The 20,374-nt window shown below is 36.1% G+C and carries 16 protein-coding genes; 11 read left to right on the forward strand and 5 right to left on the reverse strand.

What is annotated here, in order from left to right; all coding sequences use genetic code 11:
• The first annotated feature begins 204 nt into the window (after positions 1–204).
• The 5 genes from pfkA to ABXT71_RS09355 all read left to right on the forward strand — a co-directional run bounded on the left by pfkA (position 205) and on the right by ABXT71_RS09355 (position 6,925).
• Complete coding sequence (gene pfkA, locus ABXT71_RS09335) at positions 205–1,191, forward strand: 6-phosphofructokinase (protein WP_415371054.1); 987 nt, start codon at positions 205–207, stop codon at positions 1,189–1,191.
• Between the two features lie 158 nt (positions 1,192–1,349).
• Complete coding sequence (gene gap, locus ABXT71_RS09340; protein ID WP_415371055.1) at positions 1,350–2,351, forward strand: type I glyceraldehyde-3-phosphate dehydrogenase; 1,002 nt, start codon at positions 1,350–1,352, stop codon at positions 2,349–2,351.
• 186 nt (positions 2,352–2,537) lie between these two features.
• The gene (locus ABXT71_RS09345; protein WP_415371056.1) at positions 2,538–3,416 is read left to right on the forward strand and encodes a BadF/BadG/BcrA/BcrD ATPase family protein; all 879 of its coding nucleotides are present in this window, start codon (positions 2,538–2,540) and stop codon (positions 3,414–3,416) included.
• 51 nt (positions 3,417–3,467) lie between these two features.
• Entirely contained in the window at positions 3,468–4,961 is a 1,494-nt protein-coding gene (gene pgi, locus ABXT71_RS09350; RefSeq protein ID WP_415371057.1) for a glucose-6-phosphate isomerase, read from the forward strand.
• Between the two features lie 422 nt (positions 4,962–5,383).
• On the forward strand, positions 5,384–6,925 hold the full coding sequence (locus tag ABXT71_RS09355) for a YifB family Mg chelatase-like AAA ATPase (protein ID WP_415371058.1): 1,542 nt from the start codon (positions 5,384–5,386) through the stop codon (positions 6,923–6,925).
• A 33-nt stretch (positions 6,926–6,958) separates the two neighbouring features.
• Here the strand turns inward: ABXT71_RS09355 and ABXT71_RS09360 are convergent, their stop codons facing one another.
• Entirely contained in the window at positions 6,959–7,768 is an 810-nt protein-coding gene (locus ABXT71_RS09360) for a class I SAM-dependent methyltransferase (protein ID WP_415371059.1), read from the reverse strand.
• A gap of 545 nt (positions 7,769–8,313) precedes the next feature.
• Entirely contained in the window at positions 8,314–8,421 is a 108-nt protein-coding gene (locus ABXT71_RS09365; RefSeq protein WP_415371060.1) for an N-6 DNA methylase, read from the reverse strand.
• 191 nt (positions 8,422–8,612) lie between these two features.
• Between ABXT71_RS09365 and ABXT71_RS09370 the strand changes: the two genes are divergently transcribed.
• Positions 8,613–8,957 (forward strand): hypothetical protein, encoded by a 345-nt coding sequence (locus ABXT71_RS09370; protein WP_415371061.1) that lies wholly within the window; start codon positions 8,613–8,615, stop codon positions 8,955–8,957.
• A gap of 51 nt (positions 8,958–9,008) precedes the next feature.
• Here ABXT71_RS09370 and ABXT71_RS09375 read toward each other — a convergent pair whose 3' ends face one another.
• Positions 9,009–10,991, reverse strand: a complete 1,983-nt coding sequence (locus tag ABXT71_RS09375; RefSeq protein ID WP_415371062.1) for a tetratricopeptide repeat protein — start codon at positions 10,989–10,991, stop codon at positions 9,009–9,011.
• A gap of 183 nt (positions 10,992–11,174) precedes the next feature.
• On the opposite strand from ABXT71_RS09375, the gene ABXT71_RS09380 reads away from it, so the two are divergent.
• Both ABXT71_RS09380 and ABXT71_RS09385 read left to right on the forward strand, forming a co-directional pair.
• Positions 11,175–12,119 carry a glycosyltransferase family 2 protein gene (locus ABXT71_RS09380; RefSeq protein WP_415371063.1) on the forward strand — a complete coding sequence of 315 codons (945 nt, stop codon included), beginning with the start codon at positions 11,175–11,177 and terminating at the stop codon, positions 12,117–12,119.
• 420 nt (positions 12,120–12,539) lie between these two features.
• Positions 12,540–12,785 carry a hypothetical protein gene (locus ABXT71_RS09385; protein ID WP_415371064.1) on the forward strand — a complete coding sequence of 82 codons (246 nt, stop codon included), beginning with the start codon at positions 12,540–12,542 and terminating at the stop codon, positions 12,783–12,785.
• Here the strand turns inward: ABXT71_RS09385 and ABXT71_RS09390 are convergent.
• Positions 12,782–12,967: a hypothetical protein gene (locus ABXT71_RS09390; RefSeq protein WP_415371065.1), complete on the reverse strand. Its 186-nt coding sequence runs from the start codon at positions 12,965–12,967 to the stop codon at positions 12,782–12,784. The two genes, ABXT71_RS09385 and ABXT71_RS09390, sit on opposite strands and share 4 nt — an antisense overlap.
• 307 nt (positions 12,968–13,274) lie before the next feature.
• The gene (locus ABXT71_RS09395) at positions 13,275–14,018 is read right to left on the reverse strand and encodes a class I SAM-dependent methyltransferase (RefSeq protein ID WP_415371066.1); all 744 of its coding nucleotides are present in this window, start codon (positions 14,016–14,018) and stop codon (positions 13,275–13,277) included.
• 657 nt (positions 14,019–14,675) lie between these two features.
• Here ABXT71_RS09395 and ABXT71_RS09400 point away from each other — a divergent pair.
• The 3 genes from ABXT71_RS09400 (at position 14,676) to ABXT71_RS09410 (ending at position 20,358) form a co-directional block, all read left to right on the forward strand.
• A complete protein-coding gene (locus ABXT71_RS09400; RefSeq protein WP_415371067.1) occupies positions 14,676–15,746 on the forward strand; it encodes a family 16 glycosylhydrolase in 1,071 nt (356 codons plus the stop codon).
• A 443-nt stretch (positions 15,747–16,189) separates the two neighbouring features.
• Entirely contained in the window at positions 16,190–19,060 is a 2,871-nt protein-coding gene (locus ABXT71_RS09405) for a M16 family metallopeptidase (RefSeq protein WP_415371068.1), read from the forward strand.
• A 173-nt stretch (positions 19,061–19,233) separates the two neighbouring features.
• A complete protein-coding gene (locus tag ABXT71_RS09410) occupies positions 19,234–20,358 on the forward strand; it encodes a DUF2891 domain-containing protein (RefSeq protein WP_415371069.1) in 1,125 nt (374 codons plus the stop codon).
• Positions 20,359–20,374 lie beyond the last annotated feature (16 nt).

Here is a 20,374-nt window from a genome sequence, read left to right on the forward strand (position 1 = left end):
ATGCAGTATTATTAGTCTGTTTATTTTAATGCCAGTGAATGTCAATAAGTAGCTTCACTTCCTTTATGCTCATTAAGATGCTGTTTGTGTAGTCGTGATTAGCACCGATGTCATTTTCAGCTAACATTCATTTGAAAAGAACAAAATTATTATAGAAAGCATAAGGCACTTTAAGTCTAAATTTAAGTACATATATTTACCTTCATGAAATCAGAAATTAAAAAAATAGCGGTCTTAACAAGTGGAGGAGACGCTCCAGGAATGAACGCTGCCATACGTGCTGTAGTGCGTTCATGTGCTTATCATAATCTAGAATGCGTTGGTGTATATCGAGGTTATGAAGGATTGATAGAAGGTGACTTTAAAACCTTAAATGCGCGTTCTGTAAAGAATTTGATTAACAGAGGAGGTACGTTTTTAAAATCTGCCCGATCAAAAGGATTTATGACGAAAGAAGGCAGAAAGAAAGCCTATGAGCACTTAAAGAAAAATAGCATTGATGCCTTAGTGGTCATTGGTGGCGATGGAACTTTTACAGGAGCTATTGTATTTAATGAAGAACATAATTTTCCTATTGTAGGCTTACCTGGCACGATAGATAATGACATTAATGGAACAGATAATACCATAGGGTATGACACAGCATTAAACACAGTTGTTGAAGCAATTGATAAAATAAGAGATACCGCAAACTCTCATAACAGATTATTTCTAGTAGAAGTAATGGGAAGAGATGCTGGTGATATTGCTTTAAATGCAGGAATAGGAGCAGGAGCAGAAGAAATTTTAATCCCAGAACAAGATATGGGAAGAGAGCGTCTTGTAGCTTCTTTAAAAAGAAGTAAAGCTTCTGGTAAATCTTCCAGCATTGTAGTAGTTGCTGAAGGCGACCAAATAGGCAAAAACATTTTTGGACTTGCAGAATACATACGTGAAAATCTGGAAGAATACGAATGCAAAGTAACCGTGTTAGGTCACATACAACGGGGAGGTTCTCCAAGTTGTTATGACAGAGTGCTGGCTAGCAGGCTTGGAGTAGGGGCAGTAGATGCACTTCTTAATGGTGAACGAGATGTAATGATAGGACTTGTCCATAATAAAGTAGTAATTGTAGATTTCAAAGAATCACTAAAAGGTGAAAATAAAATTGATAAAGACTTGATAAGGGTAGCAGATATTATATCTGTATAAGTTAATGCCTTTAAAAGCAAAACGTTTAGACTTAAGACAAAAAGAGTAAGTCATTAATCATCAAACTTGCAGAAAACCAGGGGACGGCCATTATTGAAGCCGTCCAAAATAATAATATATATAACTAAAAATATCCGCTTACGGAGCGGAGTCAAAGTATGAAAACAAAAATTGCAATAAACGGTTTTGGCCGTATCGGTAGAATCGCATTTAGAATCGCAGCACAAAGTGATACAGTAGAAGTAGTAGCGGTAAATGATTTATTAGATGTAGATCATCTAGCTTACTTATTAGAGTATGATTCTGTACACGGAAGATATCAAGGTGAAATAAGCGTTAAAGACGGAAACATCCTTGTGGACGGCAGAGTTATAAGAGTGACAAACGAGCGCAACCCAGAAAACTTGAAATGGGATGAAGTTCAGGCGGAGATTGTTTTAGACTGTACTGGTATCTTTACAGAAACCAACAATGCAGATGCACATATTAAAGCTGGAGCAAAAAAGGTAGTAATTTCTGCACCTTCAAAAACAGCACCCATGTTTGTAATGGGAGTAAACCATATGGACGTTAAAGCAAGTGATACAATTGTATCAAATGCTTCTTGTACCACAAACTGTTTAGCGCCAATGGCAAAAATTATTGATGATAATTTAGGAATAGTAGAAGGATTAATGACGACTATTCACGCACTTACGGCAACACAAACAACCGTGGACATGCCATCAGGAAAAAATTACAGATTAGGAAGAAGTGGTGTAGCAAACATCATCCCATCTACTACTGGAGCTGCAGTTGCAGTGACAAAAGTTATTCCTTCTTTAGCAGGAAAACTTACAGGAATGGCATTTAGAGTGCCTACAGTAGATGTCTCTGTTGTAGATTTAACGGTGAGAACTAAAAAATCTGCCACGGCAAAAGAAGTAAATCAATTATTTAAAGATGCAGCAAACGGCGCTTACAAAGGTGTGGTGAGCTACACAGACGCAGCTGTAGTTTCCATGGATTACCGGAGCGATTCTCATACGTGTAACTTTGATGCAGAAGCAGGGATTGCTTTGAACGATAATTTCTTTAAATTGGTCGCTTGGTACGATAATGAATATGGGTACTCTGCAAAGTTGATCGAGTTAACAGCGCACGTGGCTTCTCTTAAATAGAAATTAAGGATGTCAAATTGAGCGCTTCGACTTTAGTTTATACTGATCGAAGCGCTCAGGTTGACATAGCTAGTTTACTATCGAAATGTAAAATTTTTCAATTCGGTCTTAAATTGTGATCTGTTATTTTATTTCAAAATCAAGAGGCATTATTCAATAAGTATAGTAATTAATTTTAAAAGGAATATGATATTAATTACCGATGGTGGTTCTACAAAATGCGATTGGATTCTGCTAGATGAAACAGGTGAGGTGGTGTTACGTACACGCACGCTTGGTCTAAATCCAGCAGTAATACCAGAGCATGACTTAAAAAGTAGAATAGAAGAAAATGAAGAATTAAAAGCTTTATTTACAGAAGTAAATCAAGTGGATTTTTATGGCGCAGGTTGCGGTACGCAGCGGCCTATAAACATTTTAAAAGAAATTATTGAGTCTTTGTTTGTAAATGCTACCGTAACTGTTTCTGAAGATACGGTGGCGGCGGTATATGCTGCCACACAAGAGCCGGGAATCGTTTGTATTCTAGGTACGGGCTCTAACAGTTGTTATTTTGACGGGAAGGACATCCATAATCCTATAGAATCTTTAGGTTTTATATTGATGGATGAAGCGAGTGGTAATTACTTCGGAAAAAGGCTGATACGAGATTATTATTACAATAAAATGCCAGCTGTGCTCGCTATAGAATTTGAAAGTAGATTTAATCTAGACGCAGATGAAATCAAATTAAATATTTATAAGAAGTCAAATCCTAATATGTACTTGGCTTCCTTTGCCGAATTTATTTTTCAACCAGGTCAAGGCAGACCAGAAAACGTTATGGAAATTAATGGTTACTTTTATGGCCTGATAAGCGAAGGGATCAACAAGTTTTTAGAGCGTCGCGTACTAAGTTTTAAAGAAGCTCAAAACGTTCCTATCCATTTTATAGGAAGCATTGCGCACTTTAGCGAAGACATCATCCGTGACTGCATGAAGCCCTATCACCTTCAGTTGGGGAATATTATTCGCCGTCCTATTGATGGTTTGATTAAGCACTATCGCGAGCATAAATTAAATTAAATTTCAGCAATATGTCAGGCTTAGCCTGTCGAAGCTTAACAAAAGAACTGAATGTTATTACCAAAAATAAACCCGACCACTACAAAAGCTTGGCAACAATTAGACGCTCATTTTGAGACGATCAACGATGCCCACATTCAAGAATTATTTACCTCAAAAAAAGGAAGACGTAAAGCCATGTCTTTTATTTGGGAAGATATTTCTTTAGATTATTCAAAAAACAGGATCACTTCAGAAACGTTAGAGTTACTATTACAATTGGCTAATGAATGCAAATTGCAAGAAGCCATTGACGCTCAGTTTAACGGTGAGCAGATTAACGAAACCGAAGGCAGAGCCGTACTTCATGCCGCACTACGCGATTTCAACAGTATGAAACCTGAAGTGAAAGCCGCATTAAACCAAATGCGTGACTTTTCAGAAAAAGTAATAACAGGAGCATGGAAAGGACATACTGGCAAAGAAATCAAAGCGATCGTGAACATCGGGATAGGAGGAAGCGACCTTGGCCCAGCAATGGTGACCGAAGCGCTTACGTTTTACAAGAATCACCTAGATGTGCATTATGTGTCTAACGTAGATGGGGATCACGTGATGGAAACGTTAAAAAAATTAGACCCAGAAACAACCCTCTTTATTATTGTTTCAAAGACATTCACTACGCAAGAGACATTGACAAATGCGACGACAATACGCAAATGGTTTATTGAGCAAGCTTCAGAAGAAGCGGTGAGCAAACATTTTGTGGCGGTTTCTACAAATCTAGAAGCAGTACGAGGGTATGGCATTTCCGAAGAAAATATATTTCCTATGTGGGATTGGGTAGGCGGTCGTTTCTCTTTATGGAGTGCCGTAGGTTTATCTACCTGCTGTGCTATTGGGTACACTCATTTTGAGCAGCTATTAAAAGGTGCTCATGCAATGGACGGGCATTTTAAAGAGACGTCATTTGATAAAAATATGCCAGTAATTTTAGCGATGCTATCTATCTGGTATAATAACTTTTTTCAGACAGAAACGGAGGCGGTACTCCCATACAGTCAATATCTCGATAAGCTTGTAGATTACTTACAGCAAGCAGTAATGGAGAGTAATGGGAAGAGTATAGACAGAAATGGCGAACCCGTGGATTACCAAACGGGCACCATCGTTTGGGGGAGTACTGGCACGAACGCACAGCACGCTTTTATGCAATTGCTGCACCAAGGCACCAAGTTGATTCCTTCAGATTTTATTTGCTACACAGAATCGCTTTACGGCAACAAAGACCACCAAGAAAAACTACTTGCCAATTGCTACGCGCAAGCAGATGCACTGGCACAAGGTACCTATGGGAAACCCGTAGAAAATAACTTTAAACGCTTTGAAGGGAATAGTCCTTCAAACATGTTGAAGATTGAAAAACTAACGCCTAACTCTCTAGGGAAACTCATCGCCCTTTACGAGCACAAACTTTTTGTACAAGGCGTAATCTGGAATATTTTTAGCTATGATCAGCCTGGGGTGGAGTTAGGGAAGAAAATGGCAAAGGCTCGATTGGGGTAAGTTGATTTGTATGAACTTATTTTTGTTGCGAACACTTGATGCAAACGAAGGTTAGCGCAGGGGATAAATCTAAAATGAAAGAACAAGAATAGGTCAAAACTATGAAGCCTCAAACTATCATCAAAACTGTTAGTTTTATAATTTATATCGATAATATTTATATTGCTTGAAGCAGGGAATCGCTTTATCTTTGCACTATGATAAAATTATTCAAATTTAGAATTCACTTTCGCTTCGAAGCAGGGGAATTCTTATAGTATCGTCCAATCCTATTATTAACGTAATAGGATTTTTTGTTTTAAGTCTATAATTAGATAATGCTAACAGGCGTCAATCATTCGTATTTCGGACCAGTTCCGTTATAGATTAATTTCCCTATCTTCACAAAGGTTACTTTAATAGCCACAACCAAAAGGGAATATATGCTCACAAAAGTTTATGGTAGTGCCGTTTTTGGTGTTGATGCAACGACGATTACCGTCGAAGTAAATGTAGATAATGGCATTGGATATCACTTAGTAGGATTACCAGATAATGCGATTAAAGAAAGTAATTACCGTATTGCTGCAGCCTTGCAAAACAACGGGTATAAAATTCCTGGTAAAAAACTAATTTTAAATATGTCTCCTGCAGATCTGCGTAAGGAGGGGTCTGCATATGATTTAACCCTAGCAATGGGAATCCTTGCTGCTACAGAGCAGATACAAACAAAACATCCCTTAGATGCATATATAATAATGGGGGAATTGTCCTTAGATGGGAGCTTACAACCTATTCGTGGCGCATTACCTATCGCCATCAAAGCTATGGAAGAAGGGTTTAAAGGTTTTGTTTTGCCCACTCAAAACGCTAAAGAAGCGGCTATCGTAGAAGGACTGGAGGTCTTTGGTGTGGATAATATATCGCAGGTAATAGACTTCTTTAATGAGGGTGTTTCTTTAGAACAAACCATTGTTGATACAGAAGCAGAGTTCTACGAACATCTTTCCAATCCGGAGTTTGATTTTGCAGACGTCAAAGGACAAGAGAGCATCAAACGCTGTATGGAGATTGCTGCAGCAGGAGGTCATAATGTGATATTAATCGGCCCTCCAGGATCTGGAAAAACTATGTTAGCAAAACGATTGCCAAGCATCTTACCACCTATGTCGCTCGGTGAATCTTTAGAAACCACAAAAATCCACAGCGTTGCAGGACGCACCATGCAGAAGAGTGGAATAATGACTTCCAGACCTTTTAGGAGTCCTCATCATACAATTAGCGATGTAGCCCTTGTCGGTGGCGGCCAATACCCGCAACCTGGAGAAATCTCATTAGCACATAACGGCGTTTTATTTTTAGATGAATTACCAGAATTCAAGCGGGGCGTATTAGAAGTATTACGCCAACCCTTAGAAGACAGAGAAGTAACCATCTCAAGAGCTCGGTTTACGGTGACGTATCCGTCCAGTTTTATGTTGGTTGCAAGTATGAATCCAAGTCCGGGAGGTTATTTTAACGATCCAGACGCGCCGGTAGTCTCAAGCCCTGCAGAAATGCAACGGTATTTGAGTAAGATTTCTGGTCCATTGTTAGATAGGATTGACATTCACATAGAAGTAACTCCAGTCCCTTTTGAAAAGCTAAGTGAAGAGCGCAAAGGAGAAGCGAGTGCGGTCATTAGAGACCGTGTGAGTGCAGCACGTAAATTACAAACAGATCGTTTTGAAGCTTTTGACAATATTCATTACAATGCGCAAATGGGGGTGAAGCAAATCCGTACGTATTGCAAACTTGAACAAGCTTCTCTAGACTTATTAAAAACCGCTATGGAGCGACTCAATCTTTCAGCAAGGGCCTACGATCGTATTTTAAAAGTATCGCGAACCATCGCAGATCTTGAAAATTCTGAAAACATTACAGGCGATCATATTTCAGAAGCCATACAGTATCGCTCCCTTGATAGAGATGGGTGGTTTGGATAGAAAGACACTTGCTATGGTTACTTGATTAGACCATTATTTCTCAGCAATCACTTCCACCATCAGCGGACAACATAGCGTTGCGCCTGGAGTATTTTCAAGTTCGGTCATTTCTAAACGTGCTTCGCTTACTTCTTCTGGAGTCAAATAGCCAGCATCTACTAGGCGAGGAAAATAGCTTTGGTAAAAAGTTTTAGGCCATTGCCATGCCAGTTCATCAACGGTTGCCATTTTTATCATTGGCCTAATATGCGTCACTTTCATACCAAGTTCTTGAAACAAGCTAGGTAATTCACGTCCTATATTTATCTCCCCCTGCGAATCTTTAAAACTTTGCATCGCTGCTTGTATTGCTTTGTACAATTTTGGCTTGTGCGGTTGGGTTTGATGAGTGGTCCAATCATAGTATTCGTGAATAACCATTTTTCCTCCAGGCTTAAGAGCGTCGTACACTTTTTGTAAAATTTCTTGCGGATTGGGAAGCCAGGCCAATGCCCAACGACAATACATTCCGTCTAGACTATTGGGCGCTAGATTCATTTGGTTGAAATCTGATACATAGCCTTCTATGGGTAGTTGATGTAAAGATGCAATTTTATTAAGGTGTTCAATATAGGCTTCAGAAAGATCAACGCCAATTACTTTTCCTTTAGCTCCCACGATATAGGCCAATTCTTGAGCACAAAACCCTGGACCACATCCTAGATCTAATAGCGTATCTCCTGTTTTAAATTTTGCCAGATTCCATCCTTGTTGCGCTTCAGAAGCCCATACTTGATGCTGCACTCCTAGCCGATGCAGTTCTTGTGTGTCGGTTCCTAAAATGTAAGCGTTATTTTCTTTCATTGGTGATTGTTATAGTCGTACTAAAAATAATATAAAATTTGATACAAAAGATAGTTGATTAAAAATCACTCAAAATAATGAAGAGCTTAGTTTATCTGGATGTATAAATAATAGCAAGATATCATCATCCTTCACAGGGTAAATCTTAAAGAATCTAAAAGTATAACAAGCAAGCATATTATCGAAGCCATGAAGTATTATGGTTCAAATTGTGACCTTTGGTTTATGGAGAAAGACGAATGCTGAGGTCAAAGAGTGTCGCACTTTTCTGAGGGAATTATAAGAGTAAAGAATATTTTAAAAATCCAGAGCAATTGGACTATAGAATATGAGGACAATATATTCTTTGTTAAAGCAAGAACTAAAGTTGCTGCAGAAAATATAAAATTTATTGGAATCTTTGGATTTTGGGTCCAACAATAGAGTCAAATAGTATAAAATATATTTGAAATAAAATTTATAAGCCTGTATATCATATATTTATAAATTTATATGGTGTGCATCGTACGGGATTAAAATTGGTTCTACTTTAATATCGCAACATCTTAAATACTTTGGCCTTCTTTAGGGTTAATAATTTCAACTAATAACTCCACTACTTGATGAGGTGTGTAGAACTCTCCACCCTTTTTACCTGCTACATCAGCAAACATTTCAATAAGATACTCATACGCGCTTTTGGACGTATTCAGCGCACTTTCGGAAAGCTGAGGGCAAGTCTAAACTTGAATTTTAACTACAATAAAATCAATTTATACAAGGACGAAAATCGCTTAACGAAAGCTTTACGCGCGCCTATGCACCTAGTTTATGAACCAATTATAAATACGCGCCTAATGTAAGCTTGCGATTTAGATTTAGCGTTTCCAACAATAATCAAGGTGGCGTTAGTACTACTTTCATTACAAATGCTCCATCGGAAGAGTTTGATGCTTATATCTGGAAATCCAATTATAGCTACAATACCTTGAGTGATAAAGGCGGTAAGCTAAATTCATTCCAAACCTGGGATGCGAGTTTATCGTACAGAAAAGATAAGGATGCCAAATGGGAATATGAACTCAAGGCAACCAACATATTGGATATTGATTCTCAAGTAAGAAATAATGCAAATAATATTTCGGTATTTACTTCAGAAACTTTTATACAGCCACGTTTCGTAACTGTGCGATTTGTATATACTTTATAAAAGAACTTTTACAGAAGGATTCCTAAATGAAATGAGCCATTTTTTAAGCCCTTACTTAGCAGCATACTTAGCTGCTGCTTCAAATTGCCCAAGTCCTGTATAAGCCATATAGAGTTGCTTCCTAAAATTTGGTGTATCGTTATAGCCTTCGATGTCTTTTAGAGTTAATAAAACGCCGAGAGCCTCTTCATGCTTTTTCGCGGTATTATAAACTAAACCTAAAGCAAAAGCTGAATCGTGTTTCTGGGGCACTGCCTGAAATATACTTTCATAAGTTGCTATAGCACTGTCCATATCTCTTAGCATATAATAAGCCTTACCTAAGTTGTGTATAGCCTGATAATTGGTGGGCACTAGTTTTTGTGCTTTTATAAAATAGAAAAGACTTTCTTTGATTTTTTTAGGGTCATTGGAATCCATTAATTCTATACCAGCCTTGTTATAACTTCCCCATAACTGAGAAATAGTAGTTTTATTTTTAGGGGCTAATTGTAATTCTCTCTCAAAAGCAACTGCGGCTTTGTCAAAGTCTTTTAGCTTAAGATACGCTATTCCTATATTATTATTCGTTCCATAGCGAGTGGGTAATTGTTTGCGAGCTTTCTCTAAATAAATAATTCCTTCTTTTATTTTTTCAGGTTCACTAGATCTCATTAATTCTGTTCCATGTCCACGAAGTACAATCTGATTATTAGGACATGTTTTAATATCCGCTGCAAAAATTGTCGCGTCATTTTTCCAATCATAGTTTCGGTCAAAAGTTTTAAATGAGTAAAGGAATAAAATGATGCTAATAATAGGAACAATAAGGATATTGGATTTTATGAAATTTGATAATGTAGACACAGAGACTAATGCTCTATATAATAGGACACCTAGTACAATACAAAAGCCAAATGAAGGAATCAACAGCCAACGTTCTGCCAAGATGTTTGGCATGAAGGCATAAGTATTTGAGAACAGTGAAATTGTTAGTAAATAAAAGACTATACCAAAAACTAGAATGCTTTTTTTACGGAAGTAAAATATGCTAACAAAGGTTAATAATAGGTATACTAAAAATGTCGATATCGCTATAAAATCATAAACTTCTGTAAATGGAATATCATCGTAGACATACATCATTCTCAGCGGGTCTGGAAAGATTAATAGTTGTAAATTTTTACCTAAACTCCAAAGACGCATACCTATCTCTTGGCTCGAGGTCTCTGCCAACAAAAGTACATTGTCAAAATCATCAACATGAGTTAAACTCGATGAGCTATTGCCATCAAAAACCAAAAAACGAATAAGCAAGTATAGTCCGATTACGAGAATAAATGGAGTTGTATTTTTAATAATACTTTTCAATTTTAGTTCTGTAAAGAAATACATAGCTAAAGGAAAAACACCTATATATGTCACTGCAATTTCTTTAGAAGCTAGAGACAATAAATAAAAGAAACAAGCAAAAACTATATAGTATACTTTCTTTTTATGAATATAATAAAAAAGGAATAAAAAAGCTGCGGTCGCGTGCAACATTCCAAATAAATCTGCACTTCCCTTTAAGTTAGCAGCCACTTCTACATGCACAGGGTGTGTTGCAAAAAGAAGGACTATAAGTAATGGGAGGTAAGGATATTTGTTATTCCAGAACTGCTTTAACAGCAAGAATAACAAGCAATTCAATAGCGCATAGAATAGTACGTTTATAATATGGTATGGTGTTGGATTTAATTTGAAGAACTCATATTGCACAGCAAAAACTAAAAGCTGAAACGGACGATAAATTTTCATGTTCTCGGCAGGCTTAAATCCATCCCAGGAACCTTGCGTTAAAATCTTTTTTATTCCTCCTACACCCTCTTGGACATAGCTATTACTTGAAATGACAGAAGCATCATCATAAGCAAACTCATGGGTAAACGTATTGGCATAAAGTAAAAGAGTTACGATAGTAATAATAACAATTGACAGTTTGTTAGAAAGTGGACTTATCTTTAACCCTTTTAATTCAGAATAATTGATTTGTGTATTTTTTGTTGACATCATGGATTGAAAACTAGTTCGAGGCAAAGCTATATTATTTTTATGAAACTTTGTAGTGAAATTTATTTCTGTAAATTTAACATGTAAATAGTATATTTACATAAATTGTATAAACGTCTCCTATTTATAAAATTCATATCCAATCATTTTGAATACCAATAATAGTTGATTTTTTGATGTAAAAACATGACTAAAACAATTCTGTATATCATACTGCCTTGTTACAATGAGGAAGAAATTATTAACCAAACCTTTGAAGAGCTAATCGGGGTTTATAATAAACTCTGGAAGAAAGAATTGATAAGTCAAGAAAGTAGAATCGTTTTTGTCGATGATGGCAGTAGTGACGAAACTTGGAATAAAATACTCACACTAAAAGAAAAATCAGATACTGTATTAGCCATAAAGCTTGCGCAGAACGTGGGCCATCAAAATGCAATTCTAGCAGGTTTGTTAACGTATAAGGATCAGGCTGATTGCTGTATTACAATTGATGCAGACTTACAAGATGATATCACTGTTATAGAAACAATGGTCAAGAAATACCAAGAAGGAAATGAAATAGTCTATGGGGTAAGAAATAAACGAGTTACAGATACTTTTTTCAAAAAACAAACAGCTTTGGCCTTCTATAAGCTGATGAAAATAATGGGTGTAAATATTATTTTCAATCATGCTGATTATAGACTTGCCAGCGGAAAGGCTCTAAACGAATTGGCGAAATTTAAAGAAGTGAATCTTTTTTTACGCAGTATGTTTCCTCTTTTAGGCTTTAAAACTACGGAAGTATACTATGATCGATTAAAAAGAATAGGCGGAAACACTAAGTTTTCTTTGAAAAAGATGCTTTCTTTTTCATTGGATGGCATTACTTCTTTTAGTATTGTACCCCTAAGACTCATTACTTTTTTAGGTTTAAGTATATTCTTCTTTAGTCTTCTTTTTATTGTCTACGCCATTTATTCTTATTTGGTGCTAAATACAATCAAGGGTTGGGCCTCTACTGCATTACCTATTTATTTTTTAGGTGGAATTCAATTGTTTTGTGTTGGAATAATAGGAGAGTATATAGGTAAGATATATAAGGAAGTTAAACAGCGGCCTAGATATATAGTTGAGAAAACCATATGATTTACAGATGCCGATAAATGTTCGCTCTAAAAATCTCTTGCTGGTATTGATGGTTTTATCTTGAAAATATTTCAATTTTCAAGCCTCCGTGCTGGAATGCACTGATAGTTGCTAAAAACCCAATCAGTAAACAAATACTAAAAGTGCTGTTCATTAAACTATATTTATTGACTAGATATCTAAACTTGTAATTGCAATCATAAAGTATTACTGTTACTTTCTAGGTTTAGCAATTACTAGTAGATGAACAATTTTCTTTTAATTAACCTAGCGTAAAGAGCACCTTTTTTTTGACAAAATAAAAAAGAAATAAAAAAGCTGCGGTCGCGTGCGGCATATCAAATAAGTCTGCACTTCCCTTTAAGTTGGCAACCACTTCTACATGAATAGGATGTGCTGCAAATAGAAGGATAATAATTAATGGCAGGTACGGATATCTATTTTTCCATAGCTCCTTTAAAAGAAGAAATAAAAGGACCTTTAATAAGGTATAGAATAGAACGTTTACAATATGATATGGCATCGGGTTTAACTCAAAAATTTCATATTGTATTGCAAAAGCTAAAAGCTGGAAAGGACAATAAATTCTTGTCCCTGTGCTTGGTTGAAACCCTTCTCAAGACTCTTTCGTTAAAACTTTTTTTTCTCCCTCCTAAACCTTCTTAAACATAGCTATTTTTCGTAATGACGGACTTATCGTCAAAAGCAAACTCATTGGTAAACGTATTTGCATAGAGCAAAAGAGTTACGATGGTAATAATAACAATGGATAGTTTGTTAGAAAGTGGGCCGATGTCTAATCCCTTTATTTCAAAAAAGGCATTTTTATTATTTTTTGCTTGTAACATAGATTTGCGCAATGGTCCAAAGACTGTTTCAAGATAAAGCTATAGTATTTTTTTGGTTTTCAAATCAATTTTCAAGGGGTGCAAAAAGGGTAAAATCATTGCTGACATATAGCTGTCTTTACATCTAGAATCATCAATTTAAGTAATCGAACCGGTGTATTATGAATTTATTTCTAATATTTGTTAATTAGAAGTCAGTCTTGATATATTTTGAAATCATTTTTTCAATTAAAGTGAACATTTATAATAACCAATATATTTATAACTAAAAGATCTTTAAGCCTTCGCCTATCGGCACACCATATGCTTAGTTATTAGGAAAAGTTTTTTTTGCAAAAACAAAGGACGATACACCAAAGGGGAAATTAATGTGATTATGAAATCTATTTTCAAAATTTAGTACAGAAAGTAAAAAGTTATTGAATAATGGTAATTTATTCAGATTTCCAGTTTTGTCATTCTTTGATGATTTTATGTTGTTTATTAGTCTGACAAAGTATATTGGTATGAATAGTAAAACATTCCAAAAACTCGATTTATTGATTTCAAAACCATTGTTTTTCAATTTATTACTCAATTCGTTTCTTCCATACCTTCTGAAATGCATATTCGCATCGTCATGTTCACTCCAAAGCGACATGAATGCAGGAACAAAAATATAAGCAAGGCCATTCGGTTTTAGTAGATTATTCCAATTTCTTAAAGCTTTTTCATCATCTTCTAAATGTTCAAGGCAATCTGAAGCAATAATAATGTCAAAATCCTGCTTTAAATCGATGCTTTGTGCATCCATTAAAAAAGTGTTGTTAAGGCCTGCGTTTTTGCAGTTGTTAATAGCATTCTCACTAATATCAATACCATACAAGTTCTCATGCTTAAATCCAATTTGGGCGAGTTCTCCTAATAAAATACCTGATGAACACCCAATGTCAAGTATTTTAGAATTTCTATCCACTTTGCCTAATGCTCTTAATATGTACATTCTTCTTGCAACAAACCAAAAATGTCTCTTTTCAATTTGGTGGTATACTCTTTCAAAATCTGCTTTCATCTCATTGAATTTTATCTAACGTCTAGACTATAATTAGTACGAGAATTAAAATTACTTAATTTTAGGTTAAGCACCGAAACCCGTATTAATTATAGCCATTGTTTAACTAATCCTCGTTCCTCGGAAGCTTATTCTTTGCTCTAAAAATACATTATTTTAGAGTCTCACTAAAACGTATTGAATTATGTTTTTAAAAAAATAAAAATACGGTTTTACAAACGGCATTAGAAGCTTTACCAGAATTTAACGTATTAACCCTTAAACTAGAAAAAAGTTTTGTTATAAATGGTAGGGCAAACAGTGCCTTAATCTACTATTTACGATGTCTTGCGCATCTAACCCTTTACTACAAATGCGGCCCAGAACACTTGGATCAAGAGCGTATTAGCGACTATTTATTCCACTGTAAAACCTACATAAAACCCACCAAAAACAGACCCATGAGTTTTTTAAATCTGATTTTTATAAATAATTCACTCATTATCAAATTACTAACCTTTTTAAACCTATAAATTTTGACGAATATTTTGACACACAACGCCAGTAAAGGCGCAAGAGCCAAATAATAACGCTCCCTAGAAAGCGAAATATTGTTTGAGGAATTTGCCAGAAATAGCTAGCATTCGTATTTTTATAAAAAACTAAATCACCCTTATTATGCTGCGCTTTTTTCTTGTTTTTTCATTCTTTTTTTTAACGCAAAACAGCCAAGCGCAGGACCCGGTGTATGATTATTTAGTTTGGGCAGATGAGTTTAATGATACTGGCGCAATTGATGGGAGCAAATGGCATCATCAAACACAACTTCCTAATGGTGATAGTTGGTATAATGGTGAAATACAACATTATACAGATCGTGAGGAAAACTCATTCATGAGCGACGGTTCTTTGTTTGTAAAGGCCATTAAAGAAAGCTATACCAATCAGGGAGTCACAAAACAGTATACATCTGCGAGATTAAATTCAAAATTTGCATTTACATATGGTCGTGTAGAGATAAAAGCTATTTTGCCTTACGGGGTAGGAACTTGGCCGGCTATGTGGAGTTTAGGGAAGAATATCATAGAGCCAGGGGGTTATTGGTCAAATACTAATGGAACCGTAAACTGGCCCGCTTGTGGAGAAATAGATATTATGGAGCACTGGGGGAATAATCAAGACTATGTCTCTAGTGCTTTACATACACCCTCTAGCTATGGGAATACGATGAATGTTGGAGGTAGAAATATACCAGGTGTTTCTAATGAGTATCACATCTATGAGATGATATGGTCTCCAGAAAAAATAGTTTTTAAGGTAGACGATATTATACATTATGTATATGAACCAGCAGTGCAAAATGCCGATACTTGGCCATTCGATGCGGAGCAATATCTTTTACTCAACTTTGCGATTTTACCTAGTATAGATACTGCTTTTACAGAAGATGCTATGGATATTGATTACGTGCGGGTGTTTCAAGAAACAGTTTTAGACGCTGATGCTTCTCTTTTGAAAGATCAAATAGCGGTATTCCCTAATCCTTTAAACGAACTTTTACATATTAAAATACCAATTACCTTTTTAGGAAGTGAACTCCATTTATATTCTATACTCGGTCAAGAGGTAATGATTGAAACATTGTCAAGTTCCGATTCACGACTTGATGTTTCTTTACTCTCAACTGGTACCTACATCCTTGAAATAGAAACTCCTTTAGGTGTCTTCAAAGAAATGCTTATTAAATAACTTCTTTTTTCTTCGGAAATGTACTGTACATTGAAAAGAGAATTTGATTTGGCGCTATTTTATTGTTTGAGAATTGCCTCAAATCACTTGTTTATACCCCAAGATATATAGGTTCTATCCTTCCCTAAATTTTGCTAGACTCCATCCGTGTTGTGCTTTTAATATCTTTAGATAGTGCTGCTACCTATGCTTATTGAGTTTCTTCGTATTGGTTCTTAAAATATAAGTGTTGTGTTATATAATAAACAAACGTTTCAGGTACAATAAAGTTAACAGTAAATACTGATAGGTAGAGTAGGTTAAATACAATCAAAGTATGTCAATACGGTATATTCATTCTATGATATTTTAAGTATATTCCACACAGTTCATTTAACAATATATTATGATAAAATAAATACGTCCAGAACTACTTTTAACGTTCATACCCAAAATCCAAACCAATGATAAAAAGACATTTAAAAAGTTCATTATTTTTTATAATGGCTATCGCTATTTCATTTACTTCTTGTAAGGAAAATGGAGCTGATTCTTCAGAAGCAAACGCAAAACTTTCAGTTGATTATGAAAAATATGTTTTAGACAACGGACTCGAAGTCATCTTACATCAAGATAAGAGTGATCCTATCGTTTCACTTGCCGTGCAATACGGGGTAGGTTCAAACCGTGAAAAGACGGGGCGTACTGGATTTGCACATCTTTTTGAACATATGTTATTTCAGGAATCTGAGAATGTGCCACAAGATCAATTCTTTAAAAAAATACAAGATGCAGGTGGTACCCTTAACGGTGGTACCTGGAAAGATGGAACCATCTATTATGAAACAGTGCCAAGCAACGCGATGGAAATGATGATGTGGTTAGAAAGCGATCGTATGGGATGGTTTATTAATACCGTAACAGAATCTGCTTTTGAAAATCAACAAGAAGTTGTTCAGAATGAAAAGCGTCAACGTGTAGATAATAATCCTTACGGACATACAGGTTGGGTTATTGATAAAGCAATCTATCCAGAATCACATCCTTACAACTGGCAAGTTATTGGAGAGCTTGTAGATTTACAAAGCGCCACAGTAGCTGATGTACGTGAGTTTTATGAAAAATTTTATGGACCTAACAATGCGACCTTAGTACTCGTAGGAGATTTTGAAACTGCGGAAGCAAAGGAGATGATTAACAAGTATTTTGGTGAAGTTAAAAGAGGTAAAGAAGTACCTAAATTAAAACCACAACGCACCACACTAGCAGAATCAAAAAGATTATTCCACGAAGATAATTTTGCAACGACGGCACAATTAAATATGGTATGGCCTACAGTAGAGCAGTATACAGAAGATGCGTACGCCTTAGACTTTTTAGGTGAATTATTCTCAAGCGGAAAAAATGCACCTTTATATAAAGTAATTGAAAAAGAAAAAGAATTGTCTTCTAGTTATTATTCTTATAATGGTTCTGGAGAGATTGCAGGAGTGTTTAGAATTTCAGTAACAGCAAATGACGGTAAGAGTTTAAAAGATGTAGAAGAAGGAATTAATGAAGCGTTTGCGCTTTTTGAAACAGAAGGTATTACAGACAGAGATATAGTGAGAGTGAAGGCAGGACTAGAAACTGGTTTTTACAACGGGATTAGTAGTGTGCAAGGAAAAGCATTTCAGTTAGCGAGTTATAATGAGTTTACTGGAAATCCTAGCTTCATTGAAACAGATATTGAAAATATTCAGAAAGTGACAAAAGAAGATGTAATGCGTGTGTACAACACGTACATCAAAGGAAAACCTTTTGTATTAACAAGCTTTGTTCCTAAAGGAAAGACAGATTTGATTGCAGAAAACTCAATCAAAGCAGAGGTGGTAGAGGAGAAAATTGTTGAGAATATTAAGAAAGAAGTTATTGAAGAGTCTACAGAAGCCGTGGCAAAAACACCTTCTGTGTTTGACCGTTCTATAGAGCCAACACAAGGAGATTCGCCAGCGCTAAAAGTTCCAACTAGTTGGACTACAGAATTAGATAATGGTATTAAAGTGTTTGGAATCGAACAAAATGAAATCCCCACAGTAAACTTTAGTTTAGTGATGGAAGGTGGACATTTGTTAGATAGTATGGACAAGAATGGAGTAGCCAACTTATTGACAGATATCATGATGGAAGGTACTGCTAATAAAACACCACAAGAATTAGAAGAAGAAATAGAAATGCTTGGAGCAAGCATTAACATGTATACAACACGAGAGTCTATTGTAATCCAGGTAAATACGTTGGTTCGTAACTACGAGAAAACGATGGCTTTAGTAGAAGAGATTCTTACACAACCTCGTTGGGATGTTGAAGAGTTTGGTCGTATTAAAACGGCTACGATCAACCAGGTAAAAAGGTCCTCGGCAAATCCTAATGCAGTTGCGGGTCGCGTGTTTAACAAACTACTATACGGTAAAGACCATATTTTTGCATACCCGACTTCTGGTACTGTTGAATCTATTGAGTCTATTGGTATCGAAGATGTAAAAGCGTTTTATACGGCTAATTTTTCTCCATCAATTTCAAGATTTCATATTGTAGGGAAGTTAGATCAAAAGAAAGCGCTTGCTGGTTTAGAAAGTTTAAATAAGAACTGGGCAGCAAAAGAGGTGACGATTCCAGAATATCCAGTAGCAAATAATAGAGATAAATCTTCTGTATACTTTGTAGACATTCCTGGGGCAAAGCAGTCGGTGATTCAAATAGGAAATATTGCTATGGCGAGAACGGATGAAGATTTTTACCCAGCCGAAGTAATGAACTACGCTTTAGGTGGTGCTTTTAACGGGGTTGTAAATAGAATTCTACGAGAAGAAAAAGGATATACTTATGGCGCTCGTACAGGTTTTGGTGGAAGTAAAATACCAGGAACCTTTAGAGCTTCGTCAAGTGTAAGAACTAACACAACTGGCGAATCTGTGGAGATTTTTAGAGATGAAATTAACAAGTATAAAGAAGGAATCTCTCAAGAAGATCTAGACTTTACTAAGAATGCTTTAATTAAATCTAACGCGCGTCGTTTTGAAACACAGTTTGCATTGTTGGGTATGTTGCAAGAAATGAGCACCTACGGTTTAAGTCCAGATTATATAGAAGGAGAAGAAGCAACGGTGCGTAATATGACACTTGCTACTCATAAAGCATTAGCAAATAAACATTTAGATCCATCAAAAATGGCATTTCTTATCGTTGGTGATGCAGAGAGCCAGTACGTTCAGTTTAAAGATATGGGCTTTGATGAAGTTTTATTGTTAGATAAAGAAGGAGAAGAAGTAAAGCTTGAGAAAGTTAAAATGTAAATACTATTTTTTTAATTTAAAAAGAGCCTTGATATTTTCAAGGCTCTTTTTTTTGCGGAAATGTTACGTTCATCATACATCGGTAAGCGCGAGATTAGAAAGTTAAAATTGTATGAGCCCTAAAGCACCTCATTTTCCAGATATATTTACTAAGTTTAATCAAAATATAAAAAATGAGATTCCCCTTCCTATTTTTAGCAGCGATACTCTTCTTGAATTCGTGCGAATTGAAAACCAAACCAGAAGACGCTAAGGATAAAACAGTTCAAAAACAGCAAGAAATAAAAACTTTTGAAGCCCCTGAGTTCTCCTTAGCAGAAGCCAATAAGCTTTTAGAATTACCGCTACATTGTGTAGAAACAGAATACCCCAATAAGCTAAGTCAAACCATAGGTAGCGATGCAGACTTGCAATCTCCAGAAACATTGCACCCTATATTTTATGGCTGTTTTGACTGGCACAGTGCAGCACACGGCTATTGGTCTATGGTGACACTTTTAAAAGAGCATTCCAATTTGGACAAAGGCGCAGCAGCCATGACTATTCTAGACCGAAATATCACCAAAGAGAATGTAGCTAAAGAAATCGTTTATTTTGAAGGCAAGCTTAATAAATCGTACGAGCGCACCTACGGCTGGGCGTGGCTGTTAAAACTACAAGAAGCATTGAAAACGTGGGACCACCCAAAAGCACGTGAATGGGAAACGGCCTTACAACCCTTAGCAGACCTCATCGTAGAGCGCTATATAGAATTCCTCCCAAAATTAGTGTACCCAATTAGGGTGGGCGAACATACAAACACCGCGTTCGGCCTCACCTTTGCTTATGATTATGCACAAGTGGCAGGGCATACAGAGTTGCAGTTGTTAATTGAACAACGCGCTAAAGATTTTTATATGAAAGATGCTGGTTGTCCAATCACTTGGGAGCCTAGTGGCTATGATTTTTTATCGCCTTGTTTAGAAGAGCTTGATATTATGCGACGTGTGCTCCCTAGACCGGAGTTTAAAAAATGGGTCAATGATTTTATGCCAGCGCTAAAATCCAAAAAATTTAAACTACCAGTAGGAGAAGTGAGCGATCGCACAGACGGAAAACTAGTACATCTCGACGGATTAAACTTTAGTAGAGCCTGGGTATTATATGGGCTTGCTAATCAATATCCTGAGTACAATCACTTAAAGAATATCGCGCACGAGCACATCGCTTATTCCTATCCCAACCTCGTTGGCGATAGTTATGAAGGTGGGCATTGGTTGGGGAGTTTTGCTATCTATGCATTGATACAGAATCAGTAATTCAACATTAAGGCAA

Source organism: Patiriisocius sp. Uisw_047, from assembly GCF_047730165.1.
Taxonomy (GTDB): domain Bacteria; phylum Bacteroidota; class Bacteroidia; order Flavobacteriales; family Flavobacteriaceae; genus Patiriisocius.